This is a genomic window from Nocardioides hankookensis, assembly GCF_042658885.1.
Taxonomy (GTDB): domain Bacteria; phylum Actinomycetota; class Actinomycetes; order Propionibacteriales; family Nocardioidaceae; genus Nocardioides; species Nocardioides hankookensis.
Genome location: NZ_JBHSRJ010000004.1, coordinates 1428676 through 1445395 on the forward strand (window position 1 = coordinate 1428676; position 16720 = coordinate 1445395).

Sequence of the window (16720 nt, forward strand, 5' to 3'; positions counted from 1 at the left end):
CTGCCGTGGAACGGACGGCGACCGTCCGGATTGCTCGGAGGTCAGTGCCCGACGTCGCGGAGCTCGGAACGGGTCAGACGGCCAGGCCGAGCGCGGCGTCGAGCACCGCCAGGACCTGGACCGCGGCGTCCGGGTCGGAGGTGTCGGCGAGACCGTCGGTCCCCAGCGTCGAGGCGACCCAGCGATCGATCGCGGCCACCGCCGTCGGAGCGTCGAGGTCGTTCGCCAGGGCTGCGAGGACCTCGGTGACGACCGGCGCGGCAGGTGCGCCTGCGCCCAGCGAGAGCGCCCGCCGCCAGCGGTCGAGGTCGTCGACCGCGGTCCAGAGCTCGTCGTCGACCCACTCCCAGTCGGCGCGGTAGTGGTGCCGCATCAGCGCGAGCCGGATCGCCATCGGGTCGACGTCGCTGTTGCGCAGCGCCGACACGAAGACCAGGTTGCCGCGCGACTTCGACATCTTCTCGCCGTCGTACCCGACCATCCCGCCGTGGCTGTAGATCTGCGCGAACGCGGTGCCCGGTACGGCGACCTGTGCGTGCCCCGCGCACATCTCGTGGTGCGGGAAGACCAGGTCGCTGCCGCCGCCCTGCACGTCGAAGGCGCCGCCGAGGTGCTCCTGCGCGATCGCGGTGCACTCGACGTGCCAGCCCGGCCGGCCGGGGCCCCACGGGCTGTCCCACGACGGCTCGCCCTCGCGCTCGCCGCGCCAGACGACGCAGTCGAGCGGGTCCTTCTTGCCAGGCCGGTCCGGGTCCCCGCCGCGCTCCGGGAAGATCTCGAGCATCGTCTCGCGGGTCCATCCGGACTCGGCGCCGAAGGCCGGGTCGGCGGTCACGGAGAAGTAGAGGTCGTCCTCGACGCGGTAGACCGAGCCGGCCTCCTCGAGGCGCTTGATCAGCTCGATCACGAGTGGGATCGACTCGACCGCGCCGATGTAGTGCGCCGGCGGCAGCACCCGCAGCGCCGTCATGTCCTGGCGGAAGAGCTCGGTCTCGCGCTCGGCGAGCTCGACCCAGTCGACGTGCACCTTGGTGGCCCGCTCGAGGAGCGGGTCGTCGACGTCGGTGACGTTCTGGACGTAGGTGACCTCGTGGCCGGCGTTGCGCCAGGCCCGGTTGAGCAGGTCGAACGCGACGTAGGTGTTCGCGTGTCCCAGGTGCGTCGCGTCGTACGGCGTGATGCCGCAGACGTACATGCGCGCGGCGCCGTCCGGGGTGGTCGTGACCAGCCCACCCGACGGGGTGTCGTGCACGGCCACCGGCGGGCCTGCCACCGGCAGCGTCGGGACGTCGGGTGAGGGCCAGGCTCGCATGTCCCGCAGCCTATCGAGTCGAGGTCAGAAGGGCGGCCACGGGATCGCCGGCCACTCGCCGCGCGGCGCCGGGAGCACGGCCCGCTCGGCCAGTCGCGCCGTACGCCGGTGCAGCGCGTCGATCTCGAAGTCCGTGAGGTGCTGCGCCAGGGCGTCGCCCAGAGGACCGGCGATCGCGAGACGCACCCGCTCGACCCCGGCGAGCTCCTCGGTCGACAGCGGCTCCCCCAGCCAGCCCCACAGGACGGTCCGCAGCTTGTGCTCGGCATGGAAGGTCACGCCGTGGTCGACGCCGTACCGGTGCCCGTCGCTCATCTCCAGGACGTGGCCGCCCTTGCGGTCCGCGTTGTTGACGAGGATGTCGAAGACAGCCATCCGGCGCAGCGGCTCGGTGTCCTCGTGGATCAGCGAGACCGGCTGGTCCTGCCCGTCGATGCCGTCGAAGACGTGCCGCCACCCGTCCGGGACGTCGCCCTCGCGCACCAGCGTGACCGCGACCTGCTCCTGGTCGGGCTCCTGCCAGCGCTGCACCATGCCCGGACCGTGCGGCCCGTCGCGCAGCCAGGTCTCGGGCACGACGTTCCAGCCGGTTGCCTCGGAGAGCAGGTACGCCGCGCGCTCCCGGTCCGCGAGGGTGCCGTCCGGGAAGTCCCACAGAGGTCGCTCGCCCGAGACCGGCTTGTAGACGACCTGGACGCCGTCGATGTCGCCGAGGAAGGTCGCGTTGGACGCGGGCATGATCCGGCCGCGCAGCTCGAGCTCCCCGCCGACCAGGTCGGGCACCGGCTCCGCCGTCACGCCGGCCTCACGGGTCCCGTCGCCGGAAGCCGTTCGCGCGCACGCACAGGTGTCCCTCGGGGTCGACCGGGCCGCCGCAGAACGGGCAGTCCGGTCGCCCGGCGCCCAGCACCTGCTCCGCGCGCTTCACGAACGCCCGGGCGGTGCCCGCCGGGATCCGGACCAGGAACACCTCGTCGGGCTCGGGCTCCTCGAAGTCCTCCTCGTCGAGGTCGGCGACCTGCTCGGGGGTGATGACGGCGGCCTCGCTGTACGGGAAGACCTCGATGACCAGCCGCTCGTCGGAGGAGTCCCACGACAGCGTCATGGTGCCCGCCCGGAACTCCTCCTCGATCGGCTGCTCCAGCGGGTCGGAGTCGTCGAGGCCCAGCGGCGCCATCGCGGGGATGGAAGCGTCGCCGTGCGTGCTGGTGAGCACCTCGTCGAGCAGCTCGTCGATCCGCTCCGCCAGGGCCTGCACCTGCTGCTTCTCGAGCGCGACGCTCACCAGCCGCGCGCCGGAGCGCGCCTGCAGGAAGAACGTGCGCTGTCCCGGCGGGCCGACGGTGCCGGCCACGAAGCGCTCGGGCGGGTCGAATCCGTGGACGAGTGGAGCCATGCGATCACCCTAGGCGGTGGCCGAAGGGCCTGCGCCCCCGCCGACCGCTGCGTCGTCGCTCCGCCTGCTCCGACCCTTCTTGGCAGCCGGCTTCGGGGCCAGCCAGGACAGGTCGCCGGAGTGGGTGTTCGTGGCCAGCACGTAGGGCCGCGCCGCGGTGTAGCGGATGATCGAGACCGAGGCCGGGTCGACGTTGAGCCGCTGGAAGAGGTCCAGGTGCATGCCGAGCGCGTCCGCCAGGATCGACTTGATCAGGTCGCCGTGGCTGACCGCGACCCACACCGCGCCGGCGCCGTGCTCCGCCTCGACGGCCGCGTCGCGCCGGCGTACGGCGGACACCGCGCGCGCTTGCATCTCGACCATCGACTCACCGCCCGGGAAGGTCACGGCCGACGGCTGCGACTGCACCGTCGCCCAGAGCTTCTCCTTCGAGAGCTCCTTGAGGGACCTGCCCTGCCAGTCGCCGTAGTCGGCCTCGGTGAGTCCGCGCTCCGTGACGGGCCGCAGCGGCGCCGACTGAGCGGCGACGATGGCCTTGGTCGTCTGCTTGCACCGCTCGAGGGGGCTGGTCACCGCGGCGACCAGCGGCACGACGGCGAGGCGCTCGCCGGTGCGCTCGGCCTGGGTCGTCCCGGTCTCGTCGAGTCGCACCCCCGGCGTGCGCCCGGCCAGCACGCCGGACGCGTTCGCCGTCGTACGACCGTGTCGGACCAGGATCACCGTTGCCATGGTCGCGAGACTAGTGGGGCTAGCGTGAGCGCATGATCGTCGACTGCGCCCTCTACCGCGACGGCAGTCGCACCGACGACGACTCGCACTGGCGCGAGCTGAAGGCCAAGGCGACCGGGGACGACGACTTCGTCTGGATCGGGCTCCACGACCCGACGCCCGAGGAGATGCACGACGTGGCGGAGGCGTTCGGCCTGCACCGGCTGGCCGTCGAGGACGCCGGGGAGCCACACCAGCGCCCGAAGCTCGAGCGGTTCGGGGAGATGGTCTTCCTCGTCATCAAGACGCTCTGGTACGTCGACGCCGAGGACGCCGTCGAGACCGGCGAGATCGCGATGTTCGTGGGCAAGGACTTCGTCGTGACCGTGCGCCACGGCCAGGGCAACGAGCTGCACACGGCGCGCTCGGCACTCGAGCACAGCCGCCAGGTGCTCGACCACGGGCCGGGCGGGGTGCTGTACGCCGTGATCGACCGGGTGGTCGACGAGTACCTCGACGTCACGGACGAGCTGGTCATCGACGTCGACGAGATCGAGACCTCGGTCTTCTCGGCCGACCGCACCAACGACTCGGCCCGGATCTACGTGCTCAAGCGCGAGATCGCGGAGGTACGACGTGCGGTGCTGCCCCTCCGCGAGCCCGTCGCCCGGCTGGCCAGTGGGGACATCGCAGCGGTGCCGGAGGAGGCGACGCCGTTCTTCCGCGACGTCGCGGACCACCTCGCCCGGGCGGCGGAGACCGTCGACTCGTTGGACGCGCTCCTGTCGACCGCGTTCGACGCCCACCTGGCCCAGATCTCGGTGCAGCAGAACGACGACATGCGCAAGATCTCCGCCGGTGCCGCGCTGATCGTGGTCCCGACCCTGATCGCCGGCATCTACGGCATGAACTTCCGCCACATGCCGGAGCTCGACTGGTCCTTCGGCTACCCGTTCGCGCTGCTGCTCATGGCCGCGGCGGCGGGCGGGCTCTGGGTGCTGTTCAAGCGCTCCGGCTGGCTCTAGCGCTCAGGCTGCGATGGCGCCGGTCGCGACCAGGATCAGGGTGCCGGCGCCGAGCGCGATGCGGTAGATGACGAACGGCGTGAACGAGTGCGTGCTCACGAAGCGCAGCAGCCACGCGATCGCGGCGTACCCGACGACGAAGGAGACGACCGTCGCGAGGATGGTCGGGCCCCAGCCGTAGAGGTTGTCGCCGTCGGGCACGTCCTTGAGCTCGAAGACGCCGGCGCCGATCACGGCGGGGATGGCGAGCAGGAACGCGTAGCGGGTCGCGGTCTCCCGCTCGTAGCCGAGGAAGCGCCCCATCGACAGCGTCGCGCCCGACCGGGAGACGCCCGGGATCAGGGCCAGCGCCTGGGCGAGGCCCATCAGCACGGCGTCGCGCAGCCCGAGCTGCTTGAGCGTCTTCTCGGTGCCGCCCACGCGGTCGGCGATCCCGAGGACGATGCCGCCGACGATCAGCGTGGTGCCGATGAGCCAGAGGCTGCGGAAGTCGCTCTCGATGACGTCCTTGAGCGCGATGCCGAGGACGACGATGGGCAACGAGCCGAGGATGATGAACCAACCCATCCGAGCGTCCAGCTGGCCGCGGTACTCCGGCCGGAAGAGCGACTTCACCCAGGTGACCGCGATCCGCCAGATGTCGCGCCAGAAGAAGATGAGCACGGCCAGCTCGGTGCCGATCTGGATGACGGCGGTGAACGCCGCGCCCGGGTCGCCCCAGCCGAAGACCTCGGGGAGGATCCGGAGGTGGGCGCTGCTCGAGATCGGCAGGAACTCGGTCAGACCCTGGATGATGCCGAGCACCACTGCCTGCAGATAGTCCACCACGTCGCGGAATCCTACGGGCGTCCGTGTGGCGTGCCGGGGCCGCCCCGCGTGGGTGCTCCGACTAATTTGTCCGCATGCAGCAGCGGCGAGTCGGCGCGACCGGCCTGACAGTGTCCCGGCTCGGCCTGGGCACGATGACCTGGGGACGCGACACCGACGAGCACGAGGCGCGCGACCAGCTGATCGCCTTCGCCGAGGCGGGCGGCACGCTCGTCGACACGGCCGCCGGCTACGGGAACGGCGCCTCCGAGGAGCTGGTCGGGTCGCTGATCGGCGACGTCGTGGCACGCGACGAGGTCGTGCTGGCCACCAAGGCCGGGATCAGCGCCCGGCACGGCGGCCGCTCCTACAACACCTCGCGCGGCCACCTGCTCTCCACGCTGGACGAGTCGCTGCGCCGGCTCGGGGTCGAGCACGTCGACCTCTGGCAGGTGCACATCTGGTCCGACGACACCCCGCTCGAGGAGACGCTGGCCGCCCTCGACCAGGCGGTGACCAGCGGGCGGGCGTCGTACGTCGGTGTCTCGAACTACACCGGCTGGCAGACCGCTCAGGCCGCGACCTGGCAGCGGGCGGTCCCCGGGCGTACGCCGCTCGCGAGCACCCAGGTCGAGTACTCCCTCCTCAACCGGGCCGTCGAGCACGAGGTGCTGCCAGCAGCGGCTGCGCTCGGCCTCGGTGTGCTGCCGTGGTCGCCGCTAGGGCGCGGGGTGCTGACGGGGAAGTACCGCACCGGTACGCCGTCGGACTCGCGCGCGGCATCGACCCACTTCGCGAACTTCGTCGGCCCCTACCTCGACGAGCGCGGCTCCGGGATCGTCGAGGCCGTGGCCCGCGCCGCCGACGGGCTGGGACTCTCGGCGCTCGAGGTGGCGCTCACCTGGGTGCGCGACCGGCCGGGTGTCACCGCGCCGATCGTCGGCGCCCGGACGGCCGCACAGCTGCGGGGCGCACTCGGTGTCGAGGAGCTGACCCTGCCGCCCGAGATCATCGCCGCCCTGGACGACGTGTCCGCCGACTGAGGGGAGTCCCATCGATGAGCCGTGCGTTGCGCCGACCGCCCGCTCCGGGGGTGGAGTGGGAGTTCGACAAGGTGACGTTCTCGCGGGAGTACTCGCGCAACGTCGTCCGCAAGCTGCTCGTCGAGCGCGCCGAGCACGGCGGCTGGGAGCTCGACCGGGTCCGGATCGGGCCCGACGGCACCCGCCGGGTCGTGCTGCGGCGCAAGATCATCCGCCAGACCCGGCCGGACTTCTTCTACATCTGACGCTCGCCGTCGCGCCCGGCCAGCCCGCAGCCACCCTCAGACGTCGTCCAGGAACCGGTCGAAGACGCGTGCACCGAACTCGAGCGCATCGACGGGAACCCGCTCGTCGACGCCGTGGAAGAGCGCGGTGAAGTCCAGGTCGGCGGGCAGGCGCAGCGGCGCGAAGCCGTAGGACCGCATGCCGAGCTTGCGGAAGTGCTTGGCGTCGGTGCCGCCGCTCATCAGGTACGGCGCGACGATCGCCTCGTCGTCCTCCGCGAGGATCGAGCGGGTCATCGCGTCGACCAGGTCGCCGTCGTACGGCGTCTCCCAGGGCGGCTGGTTGGACACGTAGTCGATCGAGATGTCGTCGCCGACCAGCTCGGCGAGGGTCGCGAAGAACTCGTCCTCGAAGCCCGGCAGGAAGCGCCCGTCGACGTGCGCGGTGGCCTCGGTGGGGATCACGTTGACCTTGTAGCCGGCGCCGAGCATCGTCGGGTTGCAGGTGTTGCGGATGACCGCGCCCATCATCCGGGCCGCTCCCCCGAACTCCTGGACGAGCGCCTCGGCGTTCTCCGGGGTCGCCTCGGTGCCGGCCAGCTCGCCGATGGAGGCCAGCAGGGTCCGCATCGCCGGGGTGAGCCGCACCGGCCAGTCGTAGGCGCCGATCCGGGCCGCGGCGGACGCCAGCGAGGTGACGGCGTTCTCGCCGTTGATCATCGAGCCGTGACCGGCCCTACCGCGGGCGGTGAGCCGCATCCAGGCCATGCCCTTCTCGGCCGCCTCGATGAGGTAGACCCGACGGCCCCGGACGGTCGCGCTGAAGCCGCCGACCTCGCCGACGGCCTCCGTGCAGCCCTCGAGCTCCTCGGCGTGCTGCTCGACGAGGACCTGCGCACCGAGGTGGCCGCCGGCCTCCTCGTCGGCGGTGAAGCAGAGCGTGATCGGCCGCTCGGGCACCCGCCCGGCCCGCTGTCGCGCCCGGACGACGGAGAGCAGCATCGCGTCGAAGTCCTTCATGTCGACGGCGCCGCGACCCCAGACGTACCCGTCCTGGACCTCACCGGAGAAGGGGTCCACCTGCCAGTCCTCGGCGGCCGCCGGTACGACGTCGAGGTGGCCGTGCAGCAGCAGTCCGCCCCGCTCCGCGGCGGTCCCGGAGGAGGAGCCTCCCCACTGCGCGACGACCGAGGTCCGGCCCGCGTCCGACTCGTAGAGCCGCGAATCGATCCCGACCTCGTCGAGCAGCGTGGCGACGTACTCGGCGGCCTTTCGCTCACCCGGACCCTCGTCGCTGCCGTAGTTCGAGGTGTCGATCCGGATCAGCTCCCGGCACAGCTCGACGACCTCGTCGGCAGGGTCCACATGCGTGTCCGTCATGGGCCCAGCATGTCATCGGCGCGAAGACGGTGCCGATGCGGAGGTTCGGCCGACCCTTTGCTAATGTTCCACCGCACTCGTCCGGGTGGCGGAATTGGCAGACGCGCTAGCTTGAGGTGCTAGTGCCCGTATTAGGGCGTGGGGGTTCAAGTCCCCCCTCGGACACTGGAAAGGCCCCGGCTCCACGGGGTCTTTTCTTCATTTCGGGGCACGTGAAGCGCGAATCACACGGCTGTCATTTAACCAACGCACTCGGGCGTGTCGCTTGACTTTTTGAGTCACACCGTTCCCACGAGGGCTCTTTTGTCCCTAGACTCCCACCCGTGTCGCTCCGGTCCCGCCTGCGTGCGCCGCTGATCGCTGCTGCTTCGGCAGCCCTGGTCGGCGGCCTGCTGGCGTTCGCACCGGCTCCCGCCGCGACCGCATCGGCCGCCCCGGCCGCAGCCCCGAAGGGCGACCGGCCGAGCGGCAAGGCCGCGATGCTCGCCCGCGAGAACCGGGCGGCCGCCGACGGGCTGACCAGGTCGCGGGCCGTCTTCGCCCGCAGCTCCTACCTGTGCGTCGGCTACAAGGCGTGCGGCCAGGCCGGCATGGGCTCGGGCGGGTACGCCGCGGTCAGCGACAAGATGTACTGGCGGATGTACTCCGGCCACAACTGCACCAACTACGCGGCCTACCGGATGGTGCACAGCGGCCTGCCCAACCAGCGTCCGTGGTCCGGTGGCGGCAACGCGACGTACTGGGGCACCTCGGTCCCGACGATCACGGACCGCACGCCCGCCGTCGGCGCCGTGGCCTGGTGGAAGGCCAACACCGGCCCCGCTGGCTCCGCCGGGCACGTCGCGTACGTCGAGAAGGTCGTCGACAGCGACGAGATCATCATCTCCCAGGACAGCTGGGGTGGGGACTTCTCCTGGGCCGTCGTCACCAAGGCGAGCGGCAACTGGCCGAGCGGCTTCATCCACTTCAACGACCTCAAGCTCGTCAACAAGGCGGCCCCGGTCGTCTCCGGCGTCGCCAAGGTCGGCGCGACCCTGACGGCCTCCCCCGGCACCTGGAACCCGACCGACGCCAAGGTCAGCTACCAGTGGTTCGCGAACGGCGTGGCCATCCCCAGCGCCACGAAGTCGACGCTGGCGCTCAGCGGCAGCCTCCTCGGTGACGTCATCAAGGTGCGCACCACCGCGGCCAAGGCCGGCTACGCCGCCAAGGCAGCGACCTCGGCCGCCACCAGCGCCGTGCTGCCCGGCGTCCTGTCCAGCACCCGGGCTCCCGTCATCAGCGGCACCCTCCAGGTGCAGCACGTCCTCTCCCTCGAGACCGGTGCGTGGAACGTCGCCCCCGACTCCACCTCCGTCCAGTGGTACGTCGACGGCCAGCCCATCGCCGGTGCCACCGTCACCAAGCTGCGCCTGACGCCGGACCTGGCCGGTCGCGCCATCTCGGCGGCCGTCGTCGCGAACCGTGCCTACTACGACCCGATCACCGTCTGGGCGCCCACCACCGCGGCCGTCGCGCCCGGCACGCTGAGGACGACGCGCGCTCCGGCCGTCTCCGGCACGGCCAAGCCCGGCCAGGTCCTCACCGTCGACCCGGGCGCCTACCGTCCCACGGACGCGACGACGACGGTCCAGTGGCTGCGCGACGGCCAGCCGGTCCTCAACGCCACCGGCCCGACCTACCAAGTCACTGCTGTGGACCTCGGCGCCCAGATCTCCGCGAGCGTCACGGTGAGCCGGGCCGGCTTCACCGCCATGACGCTCACCACCCCCCACACCGCACCGGTCCGCGTCACCCCACGCATCCGGGTCCAGCAGCTCCGCGGCAAGCACGCGGTGCGGCTCACGATCCGCGTCACTGCGCCGTACGTCTCCCCGGTCGACGGCACCGTCGTCGTCCGGGTGCAGGGCGGGTTCCGCAAGGTGGTCCAGCTCCGCCACGGGGTCGCCCGGGTCCGGATCGTCGGCATGCCGAAAGCCAAGCGGGCGCTGAGCCTGAGCTACCGCGGCAACCGGACGGTCGCGGCGGTCGCCCGCAAGGGCATCGTGCGGACTCCCGGGCCCTGAGTCCGGTCAGGAGACCGGGTCGTAGCCGCAGGCGTCCTTGGTCTTGACCGGCGTGCCGTCCGCGTCGGGTGCGGCAGCGTGCTTCTTCTTCGGCGCCAGCGCCTTGTCGACGACCGAGTGCATCCATTCGTAGTCGGGGTCGCCCGAGAAGAACTTGTCCGAGGACACGAACGCCATGGACTTCATCGGGCGCTCCTTGACCTTCATGGCCAGGTCGACGAACGCGGGCATCAGCTCGCGGGGCACGTCGGTGCGCAGGATCTCCTTGCCGGCCGCGGCCAGCGCCTGGTAGCGCCGCAGCACGGTCAGCGGGTCCGCGGCCTCGACGAGCGCGTCGACCATGCAGCGCTGACGCAGCATCCGCTTGTAGTCGTCGGAGCCCCACCGGCCGCGGGAGTACCAGAGCGCGTGGAAGCCGTCGAGGTGCTGGTCCGGGCCGGGCTCGAGGTAGCCGGTCGGCGGGATGCCTGCGTCGGTGTTGCCGTTGATCGCGATCGGCTCGTTGATGTTGACGGTCACGCCGCCTATCGCGTCCACGAGCTGCTGGAAGCCGAGCAGGTTGATCAGCACGTAGTAGTCGACGTGGGTGCCGAGGCTGCCCGCGACCGCCTGCTTCACCGCGTCGGCGCCCTCGTTCTCGGACTTGCCGAGGATGTGCGGGTAGAGCGCGGGCACCTGGCTGTAGACCGCGTTGAGCATCCAGTTGCCGGGGTCCGAGCCGTCCGCGTTGCGGAAGCCGTCGGGGAAGACCGCGTGCAGCGGGCTGTCCTCCGGGAACTGCGCGTTCATCATGTTGCGGGGCAGGCTGAACATCACGGACTTGCCGGTCTGGGTGTTCATGCTCAGCAGGATCACCGAGTCGGTGCGGATGCCGGTGCGGCCGACTCCCCCGTCGCCGCCGAGCAGCAGCACGTTGACCTGCTGCCGGCCGCCCCACGGGTCCTCCTTGGTGACGTCGTCAGGTGCGGTCGCCGTGTTCTCGCCGTCGAAGACGCTGTTCACCAGGTCTGCCTGGCTGTGCGCGATCCGGACGGCCTGCACGGCCGGGATGCTGCCCAGGACGCAGAGCAGGGCCACGACGATGACGCCCAGACCCTTCTCGATCATGCCCATCGGGATCGGCCGGACCATGAGGTAGGTCGTCGCCACGACGAAGATCCAGGCCGCCAGCAGCGCGATGAAGCCCACCTGCGCGACCTGGAGCCGCGCGGGGTCGAACGCCAGGTCGGCGGCCCGGTGCAGGTCGCCGAAGTAGTACGCCGCGAGGGCGATGCCGGCCAGGAACGGCAGCAGGACGGCGTACCCGAGCCGGCGGCCGGTCCAGAGGTAGCCGGCCCCGGGGAGCGCGGCGCCGAGCACGGTGATGCCCAGGGCGCCCCCGAGGGTCTTCGCCCGGCGGAACTCACGCTCGCGCGCGGCGCGGTGCTTGCCGGAACGGTCGGTGGGCCCCTCGGTGGGCCCCTCGGTGGGCATGGGCATGGGAGGTCCCACGGTCACCGCCATGCGCACCCCTCCGGTCGTCTCCCGGAGAGCAAGATACCAACGCGCGGGAGCGTTCCCGCATCACCGACTCAGACCGGCACGCCTCCGGCGACGGCGTACGACGTGCCGCGCGGCTCCCGCGTCCAGAGCACCCCGCTGCCCGCGCTGGCGCCCTCGGCGGCGAGCTCGCGCTTGAGCACCTTGTTGGTGGCCGTGCTGGGCAGGTCGGTGGCGATCCGCACGTAGCGGGGCCAGGCCTTCGCCGAGAGGTCGGGCTGCTCGCCCAGGAACTCCTCGAGCTCGGCGGGCGTCAGCGTCGCGTCGTCCTGGAGGACGATCGCGGCCATCACCTGGTCGCCGACCCGCTCGTCGGGCACGGCGTAGACCGCGACCCGGTTGACCGAGGGCAGCCGGAGGAAGATCCGCTCGATGGGCGCGGCGGCGAGGTTCTCCCCGTCCACCCGCATCCAGTCGGCGGTCCGGCCGGCGAGGTAGATCCAGCCGTCGGCGTCGCGGTAGGCGAGGTCGCCGGACCAGTACATGCCGTGGCGCATCCGCTCGTCGTTGGCACTTTGGTCGTTGTAGTAGCCGTTGAAGTAGCCGGCGCCCTGGGTGTTGACCAGCTCCCCCGTCGCCTCGTCGGCGTTGGCGAGAGCGCCGTGCTCGTCGAAGACGGCCACCGCGCACTCCGTGACCGTCTCGGAGTTGTAGATCGCGACGCCGTCGAAGCCCTTGCCGATCGACCCGAGCGGGGTGCCGGGCTCGCGGGTGATGATCACCGCGAGCTCGGTCGAGCCGAACCCGTCCCAGACGTCGCAGCCGAAGCGCCGGCTGAACTCGTCGATGTCGCGGTCGCTGGCCTCGTTGCCGAAGGCCACCCTCAGGGTGTTGTCGGCGTCGTCGGGCAGCTCGGGCGTGGCGAGCACGTAGGCGAGCGGCTTGCCGACGTAGTTCATGTACGTCACGCCGTACCGGCGCACGTCCTCGACGAACCGGGACGCGCTGAACTTCGCCGGCACGATCGTGGCACCGGCGCACACCGCGGGGCTCCAGCCGGCCACGACCGCGTTCGAGTGGAAGAGCGGCATGGCGACGTAGCAGACGTCGTCGATGCCGAGCTCGAAGCGGCCCTGCAGGTTCAGGCCGGAGAAGAGCACCATGAGGTGGTTGACCTGCACGGCCTTGGGGTCACCGCTGGTCCCGGAGGTGAAGATCATCATGAACGTGTCCATCGCCTCGACCTCGCGGTACGGCGTCAGCGGTCCGGCCGCGGCCAGCAGCGAGTCCCACTCCGGCGTCGAGGTGTCGAGCACGCGGACCCCGCTCAGGTCGAGGCCGTCCAGCAGCGGCCGGTGCTCCGCGTCGGTCACCAGCACCTGGCAGTCGGCGCGCCGGATGTCCTTGAGCAGCCCCTCGCCGCGGCGGGTGTTGTTGATCCCGCACAGCGTGTACCCACCGAGCCCGGCCGCGGCCATCATCCGCAGCATGTCGGGGGTGTTCCCCAGCAGGCTGGCGATGTGCATCGGCCGCTCGGCGTCGGCAGCGCCGAGCAGGGCGGCCGCGACGGCGGACGCCTCGGCGACGTGCTCGCGCCAGGTCCAGCTCTCCTCGCCGTACCGCACCGCCGTGTTGTCGTCCTCCGCGCGCTCGCGCAGCAGCTGCTGGACCGTCTCGGCCACGTCGCCTCCCTCTCCCTGGGCCCACCGTCAATTGACACGTGTCAAACTAGGCGGTGTCGGCCTAAACTGCAACGCGTTCTAGTAACTGCGATCACACACCAGGGGACCAGATGACGAGCCGCTACGCCAGCCTCTCCCGCGACGAGCTCGCGACCCTGGTGCCGGAGCTGCTGCTCATCGGCCAGCTGATCGACCGCTCCGGGATGGCGTGGTGCATCTCCGCCTGGGGCCGCGAGGAGATGGCGCAGGTCGCCATCGAGGAGTGGGCCGGCTCGAGCCCGATCTACACCCGGCGGATGCAGCGGGCGCTGCGCTACGAGGGCACGGACATCATCACGATCTTCAAGGGCCTCCAGCTCGACATCGGCGCTCCCCCGCAGTTCATGGACTTCCGGTACGACGTGCAGGACCGCTGGCACGGGACGTTCCACCTCGACCACTGCGGTGCGCTCATGGACGTCGAGCCGATGGGCGAGTCCTACGTGCGCTCGATGTGCCACGACATCGAGGACCCCACCTTCGACGCCACCGCGGTCGCGACCAACCCGAAGGCGCAGGTGCGGCCCGTGCACCGCCCGCCGCGCAGTGCCGATGAGCTGGCCCGCGACCGGCGCCCGCACTGCGCGTGGACGGTGATCATCGACGAGTCGCACCCACCTGTCTCTCCGCTGGCGCCGTACTACGTCATCGAGCGGACCCGGGCCGCGGTTGTCGAGCTCGACCCGATCGACCCGGCCGACGAGGGTGCCGCGGACTACTCCGGCGACCTGGTCGCCGACGTCGACTTCGGGACGTTCTCGCACTCGGCGCTGGTCCGGATCGCCGACGAGGTCTGCCTCCAGATGCACCTGCTCAACCTCTCCTTCGTGCACGCCGTGCGAGCGCGTTCGACCGACGAGGCCCAGGCGACCGACATCGCCACCAAGCAGCTGATCGGCATCGCCGGCATCGCGAGCGAGCGGATCCACCGCGCGCTCGGCCTGCCGGACACCGCCGCGGGCGCATTGCGCACCCTCGAGCTGCACCCGTTGCTCAACCCGGCGGCGTACGTCGAGGCGTCGGTCGACGGCGGCTCGCTCACCGTGCGGCCCTCGGACGCGACGGCCGACGGCGCCTGGATCGCGCTCTGCGGACCGGGCGAGCCGCGGCCCCTCCAGGCCGCCGTCCGGGCCGTCGACCCGCACCTCGACGTCGAGGTGGTCGGGAGTGCCGGCGACTGGGTCGCGACCCTGGTCCGCCGCGCGGAGCCGGCCGCCGAGCTGGGTGAGGTCGCGGTGACGCGCTTCAGCACCGGCGCATCTTTTGAGTTCGAGCCTCGCAAGTCGATCCCGATCACCGTCCTCTGACGCCTATCCTGGGTTCGTGCCCATCACCCGCGGCTTCCTCGGCAAGCGCCGTGGTCCCGATCGCGCCGACCGGCTGCCCCCGGGGCAGTACGACACCGGCAGCTCCTGGCCCACCCTGACGGCGGAGGCCACGCCGAACCTCGACGTCGAGAAGTGGACGATGTCGGTCGACGGCCTGGTCGAGACGCCCCGCACCTGGTCGTGGCGCGAGCTGCACGCACTCCCGGGCTCGACGTACTTCGGTGACATCCACTGCGTGACGACCTGGTCGAAGTTCGACGTGACGTTCGCGGGCGTCAGCGTCGACACCCTGCTCGAGGCCGCCGGCCCGCTGCCCGAGGCGGCGTACGTGATGGCGCACTCGACGACCGGCTACACGACCAACCTCCCCCTCGCGGACCTGACCGGCGGCAAGGCCTGGGTCGTGTGGGACTACGACGGCAAGCCGCTCCCCCGCGGCCACGGCGGGCCGGTGCGGCTCCTGGTGCCGCACCTCTACTTCTGGAAGTCCGCCAAGTGGGTGACCCGCCTCGAGCTGATGGACCGCGACCGGCCGGGCTTCTGGGAGCAGAACGGCTACCACGACCGCGGCGACCCGTGGCTGGAGCAGCGCTACCAGGGCGATCCGTGACCGCCAGTCCTTCACCGGGGAGCGCGCCCGCCGGGGACTGGACGACCGGCACGATCATCGAGCTCGACCACCCGACCGACCGCCTGGTCCGCCTCCGCTTCCACGTCGAGGACCGCGTCGACCACCTGCCCGGGCAGCACTACGTCGTCCGCCTGCGCGCTCCCGACGACTACACCGCGCAGCGCTCCTACTCGATCGCCTCCGACCCCGACGACCCGCTGCTCGAGCTCATGGTCGAGTGCCTGCCCGACGGTGAGGTCTCGGGCTTCCTGCACGACGTCGCCGAGGTCGGCGACGTCCTGGAGCTGCGCGGCCCGATCGGCGGCTGGTTCGTGTGGGAGGGCGACGTGCCGGCGATCTGCGTGGCCGGCGGGTCCGGCGTGGTGCCGGTCGTGGCGATGACGCGCTACGCCCGGCGGCTCGGCCTGCAGGACAAGCTCCGGGTGGTCGTCGTGGCGCGCACCTGGGAGGACCTCCCGTACGCCGAGGAGCTGCAGCGGTACGGCGCCTTCATCGCGCTGACCCGGGAGAACCACGACGGCCGGGTCGCGGCCCCGCCGTACCCGGACGAGCTCGTCGACCTGGTGGCCGGCGCCGAGCGCGGCTACATCTGCGGATCGGTCGGGTTCGCGTCGTACGCCACGCGGCTGCTGGAGGACGCAGGACTCGCGAGCGACACGATCCGGGTCGAGCAGTTCGGCGAGACCGGCTGACCCTAGGATCAACCCATGCTCATCCTGGGAATCATCCTCTTCGGCATGCTCATCGGCGCCGGCGCTCAGCTCATCCTCGGCCGCGACGGCGGCAGCATCGACTGGACGATGGCGATCGTGGCCGGCCTGGTCGGCTCCTTCGTCGGTGGCCTGCTGATCAGCCTGCTCGCCGGGGACGGGATCGAGCTGCGGGCCAGCGGCATCATCGGCTCCCTGGTCGGCGCGCTCATCATCACCGCAGGCTGGCGCTGGTACGCCGGCCGCAAGACCGCCTGAGACCTCTCCCGTGAGCGAGGCCTTCGGGCACTTTCGCGTCGGCTTCGTCACCGGTGCCACGCCCGACAAGTGGGCGCGCACCTGGCGTGAGCGCTTCGCTCGCGACCCGCTCGAGCTGGTGCCGGTCTCCGAGGAGGAGCAGGAGGACCGGCTCCGCGAGGGCACCCTCGACATGACCCTGGTGCGCCTGCCGGTCGACCGCGACGGGTTGCACTGCATCCCGCTCTACGACGAGCTGCCCGTCGCCGTGATGGGCGCCGAGCACCTGCTCACCCTCGCCGACGAGGTCACCACGGCGGACCTCGCGGACGAGCAGCTGGTCGCGCCGGAGCGGTCCGGCTGGACCCCCGGCGCCGAGCAGCTCGCGTGGCCGCCGATCGAGGTCAAGGACGCGGTCGAGGTCGTCGCGTCCGGCACCGGCGTGCTCGTCGTACCGATGTCGATCGCGCGGCTGCACCACCGCAAGGACGTGACCTACCGGGTCGTCTCCGACCTGCCGAGCACCAAGGTCGGGCTGGCCTGGCTGATCGACAACGAGGACCCCTGGGTCCAGCGCTTCATCGGGATCGTCCGCGGCAGGTCGGAGCGCAGCTCGCGGGGGTGAGTCTCCTCACGGGTGTCCCCCAGCGTCA

17 protein-coding genes and 1 tRNA gene are annotated in these 16720 nt (G+C 71.4%); 10 read left to right on the forward strand and 8 right to left on the reverse strand.

The window, feature by feature from the left end:
* Positions 1–73: 73 nt before the first annotated feature.
* The 4 genes from mshC to ACFPYL_RS13400 are packed head-to-tail and all read right to left on the reverse strand — an operon-like array spanning position 74 to position 3437.
* A complete protein-coding gene (mshC, locus tag ACFPYL_RS13385; RefSeq protein ID WP_379154806.1) occupies positions 74–1312 on the reverse strand; it encodes a cysteine--1-D-myo-inosityl 2-amino-2-deoxy-alpha-D-glucopyranoside ligase in 1239 nt (412 codons plus the stop codon).
* A 24-nt stretch (positions 1313–1336) separates the two neighbouring features.
* A complete protein-coding gene (locus tag ACFPYL_RS13390; protein WP_379154809.1) occupies positions 1337–2110 on the reverse strand; it encodes an SCO1664 family protein in 774 nt (257 codons plus the stop codon).
* Between the two features lie 7 nt (positions 2111–2117).
* Positions 2118–2708 carry a DUF3090 domain-containing protein gene (locus ACFPYL_RS13395; RefSeq protein ID WP_379154811.1) on the reverse strand — a complete coding sequence of 197 codons (591 nt, stop codon included), beginning with the start codon at positions 2706–2708 and terminating at the stop codon, positions 2118–2120.
* Positions 2709–2717: 9 nt separating this feature from the next.
* On the reverse strand, positions 2718–3437 hold the full coding sequence (locus ACFPYL_RS13400) for a histidine phosphatase family protein (protein WP_379154814.1): 720 nt from the start codon (positions 3435–3437) through the stop codon (positions 2718–2720).
* 32 nt (positions 3438–3469) lie between these two features.
* Between ACFPYL_RS13400 and corA the strand changes: the two genes are divergently transcribed.
* Positions 3470–4441, forward strand: a complete 972-nt coding sequence (gene corA, locus ACFPYL_RS13405) for a magnesium/cobalt transporter CorA (protein WP_379154817.1) — start codon at positions 3470–3472, stop codon at positions 4439–4441.
* A 3-nt stretch (positions 4442–4444) separates the two neighbouring features.
* On the opposite strand, the gene ACFPYL_RS13410 is transcribed toward corA, so the two are convergent.
* Complete coding sequence (locus ACFPYL_RS13410) at positions 4445–5269, reverse strand: undecaprenyl-diphosphate phosphatase (protein WP_379154820.1); 825 nt, start codon at positions 5267–5269, stop codon at positions 4445–4447.
* A gap of 74 nt (positions 5270–5343) precedes the next feature.
* Here ACFPYL_RS13410 and ACFPYL_RS13415 point away from each other — a divergent pair, with 74 nt between their 5' ends.
* Both ACFPYL_RS13415 and ACFPYL_RS13420 read left to right on the forward strand, forming a co-directional pair.
* Positions 5344–6291, forward strand: coding sequence for an aldo/keto reductase (locus ACFPYL_RS13415; protein ID WP_379154823.1), 948 nt, complete (start codon positions 5344–5346; stop codon positions 6289–6291).
* 14 nt (positions 6292–6305) lie between these two features.
* A complete protein-coding gene (locus tag ACFPYL_RS13420; protein ID WP_379154826.1) occupies positions 6306–6536 on the forward strand; it encodes a DUF5703 family protein in 231 nt (76 codons plus the stop codon).
* Between the two features lie 36 nt (positions 6537–6572).
* Here ACFPYL_RS13420 and ACFPYL_RS13425 read toward each other — a convergent pair whose 3' ends face one another.
* A complete protein-coding gene (locus ACFPYL_RS13425) occupies positions 6573–7895 on the reverse strand; it encodes a M20/M25/M40 family metallo-hydrolase (protein WP_379154829.1) in 1323 nt (440 codons plus the stop codon).
* 79 nt (positions 7896–7974) lie between these two features.
* Between ACFPYL_RS13425 and ACFPYL_RS13430 the strand changes: the two genes are divergently transcribed.
* Both ACFPYL_RS13430 and ACFPYL_RS13435 read left to right on the forward strand, forming a co-directional pair.
* Positions 7975–8060, forward strand: a tRNA-Leu gene (locus ACFPYL_RS13430).
* 158 nt (positions 8061–8218) lie between these two features.
* On the forward strand, positions 8219–9961 hold the full coding sequence (locus ACFPYL_RS13435; protein WP_379154831.1) for a CHAP domain-containing protein: 1743 nt from the start codon (positions 8219–8221) through the stop codon (positions 9959–9961).
* A gap of 6 nt (positions 9962–9967) precedes the next feature.
* On the opposite strand, the gene ACFPYL_RS13440 is transcribed toward ACFPYL_RS13435, so the two are convergent.
* A complete protein-coding gene (locus ACFPYL_RS13440; protein ID WP_379154834.1) occupies positions 9968–11440 on the reverse strand; it encodes an LCP family protein in 1473 nt (490 codons plus the stop codon).
* Positions 11441–11532: 92 nt separating this feature from the next.
* The gene (gene fadD1, locus ACFPYL_RS13445) at positions 11533–13122 is read right to left on the reverse strand and encodes a fatty-acid--CoA ligase FadD1 (protein WP_379154836.1); all 1590 of its coding nucleotides are present in this window, start codon (positions 13120–13122) and stop codon (positions 11533–11535) included.
* 110 nt (positions 13123–13232) lie between these two features.
* Here fadD1 and ACFPYL_RS13450 point away from each other — a divergent pair, with 110 nt between their 5' ends.
* The 5 genes from ACFPYL_RS13450 to ACFPYL_RS13470 are packed head-to-tail and all read left to right on the forward strand — an operon-like array spanning position 13233 to position 16692.
* Positions 13233–14468, forward strand: coding sequence for a hypothetical protein (locus ACFPYL_RS13450; protein ID WP_379154839.1), 1236 nt, complete (start codon positions 13233–13235; stop codon positions 14466–14468).
* Positions 14469–14484: 16 nt separating this feature from the next.
* Complete coding sequence (locus ACFPYL_RS13455; protein ID WP_379154842.1) at positions 14485–15099, forward strand: sulfite oxidase-like oxidoreductase; 615 nt, start codon at positions 14485–14487, stop codon at positions 15097–15099.
* Positions 15096–15812 carry an FAD-binding oxidoreductase gene (locus ACFPYL_RS13460; RefSeq protein ID WP_379154845.1) on the forward strand — a complete coding sequence of 239 codons (717 nt, stop codon included), beginning with the start codon at positions 15096–15098 and terminating at the stop codon, positions 15810–15812. Before ACFPYL_RS13455 ends, ACFPYL_RS13460 begins: the two co-directional genes overlap by 4 nt.
* Before the next feature lie 15 nt (positions 15813–15827).
* Positions 15828–16088 carry a GlsB/YeaQ/YmgE family stress response membrane protein gene (locus tag ACFPYL_RS13465; RefSeq protein ID WP_379154848.1) on the forward strand — a complete coding sequence of 87 codons (261 nt, stop codon included), beginning with the start codon at positions 15828–15830 and terminating at the stop codon, positions 16086–16088.
* Between the two features lie 10 nt (positions 16089–16098).
* Positions 16099–16692, forward strand: a complete 594-nt coding sequence (locus ACFPYL_RS13470) for a LysR family substrate-binding domain-containing protein (protein ID WP_379154850.1) — start codon at positions 16099–16101, stop codon at positions 16690–16692.
* The last annotated feature ends 28 nt before the right edge of the window (positions 16693–16720 follow it).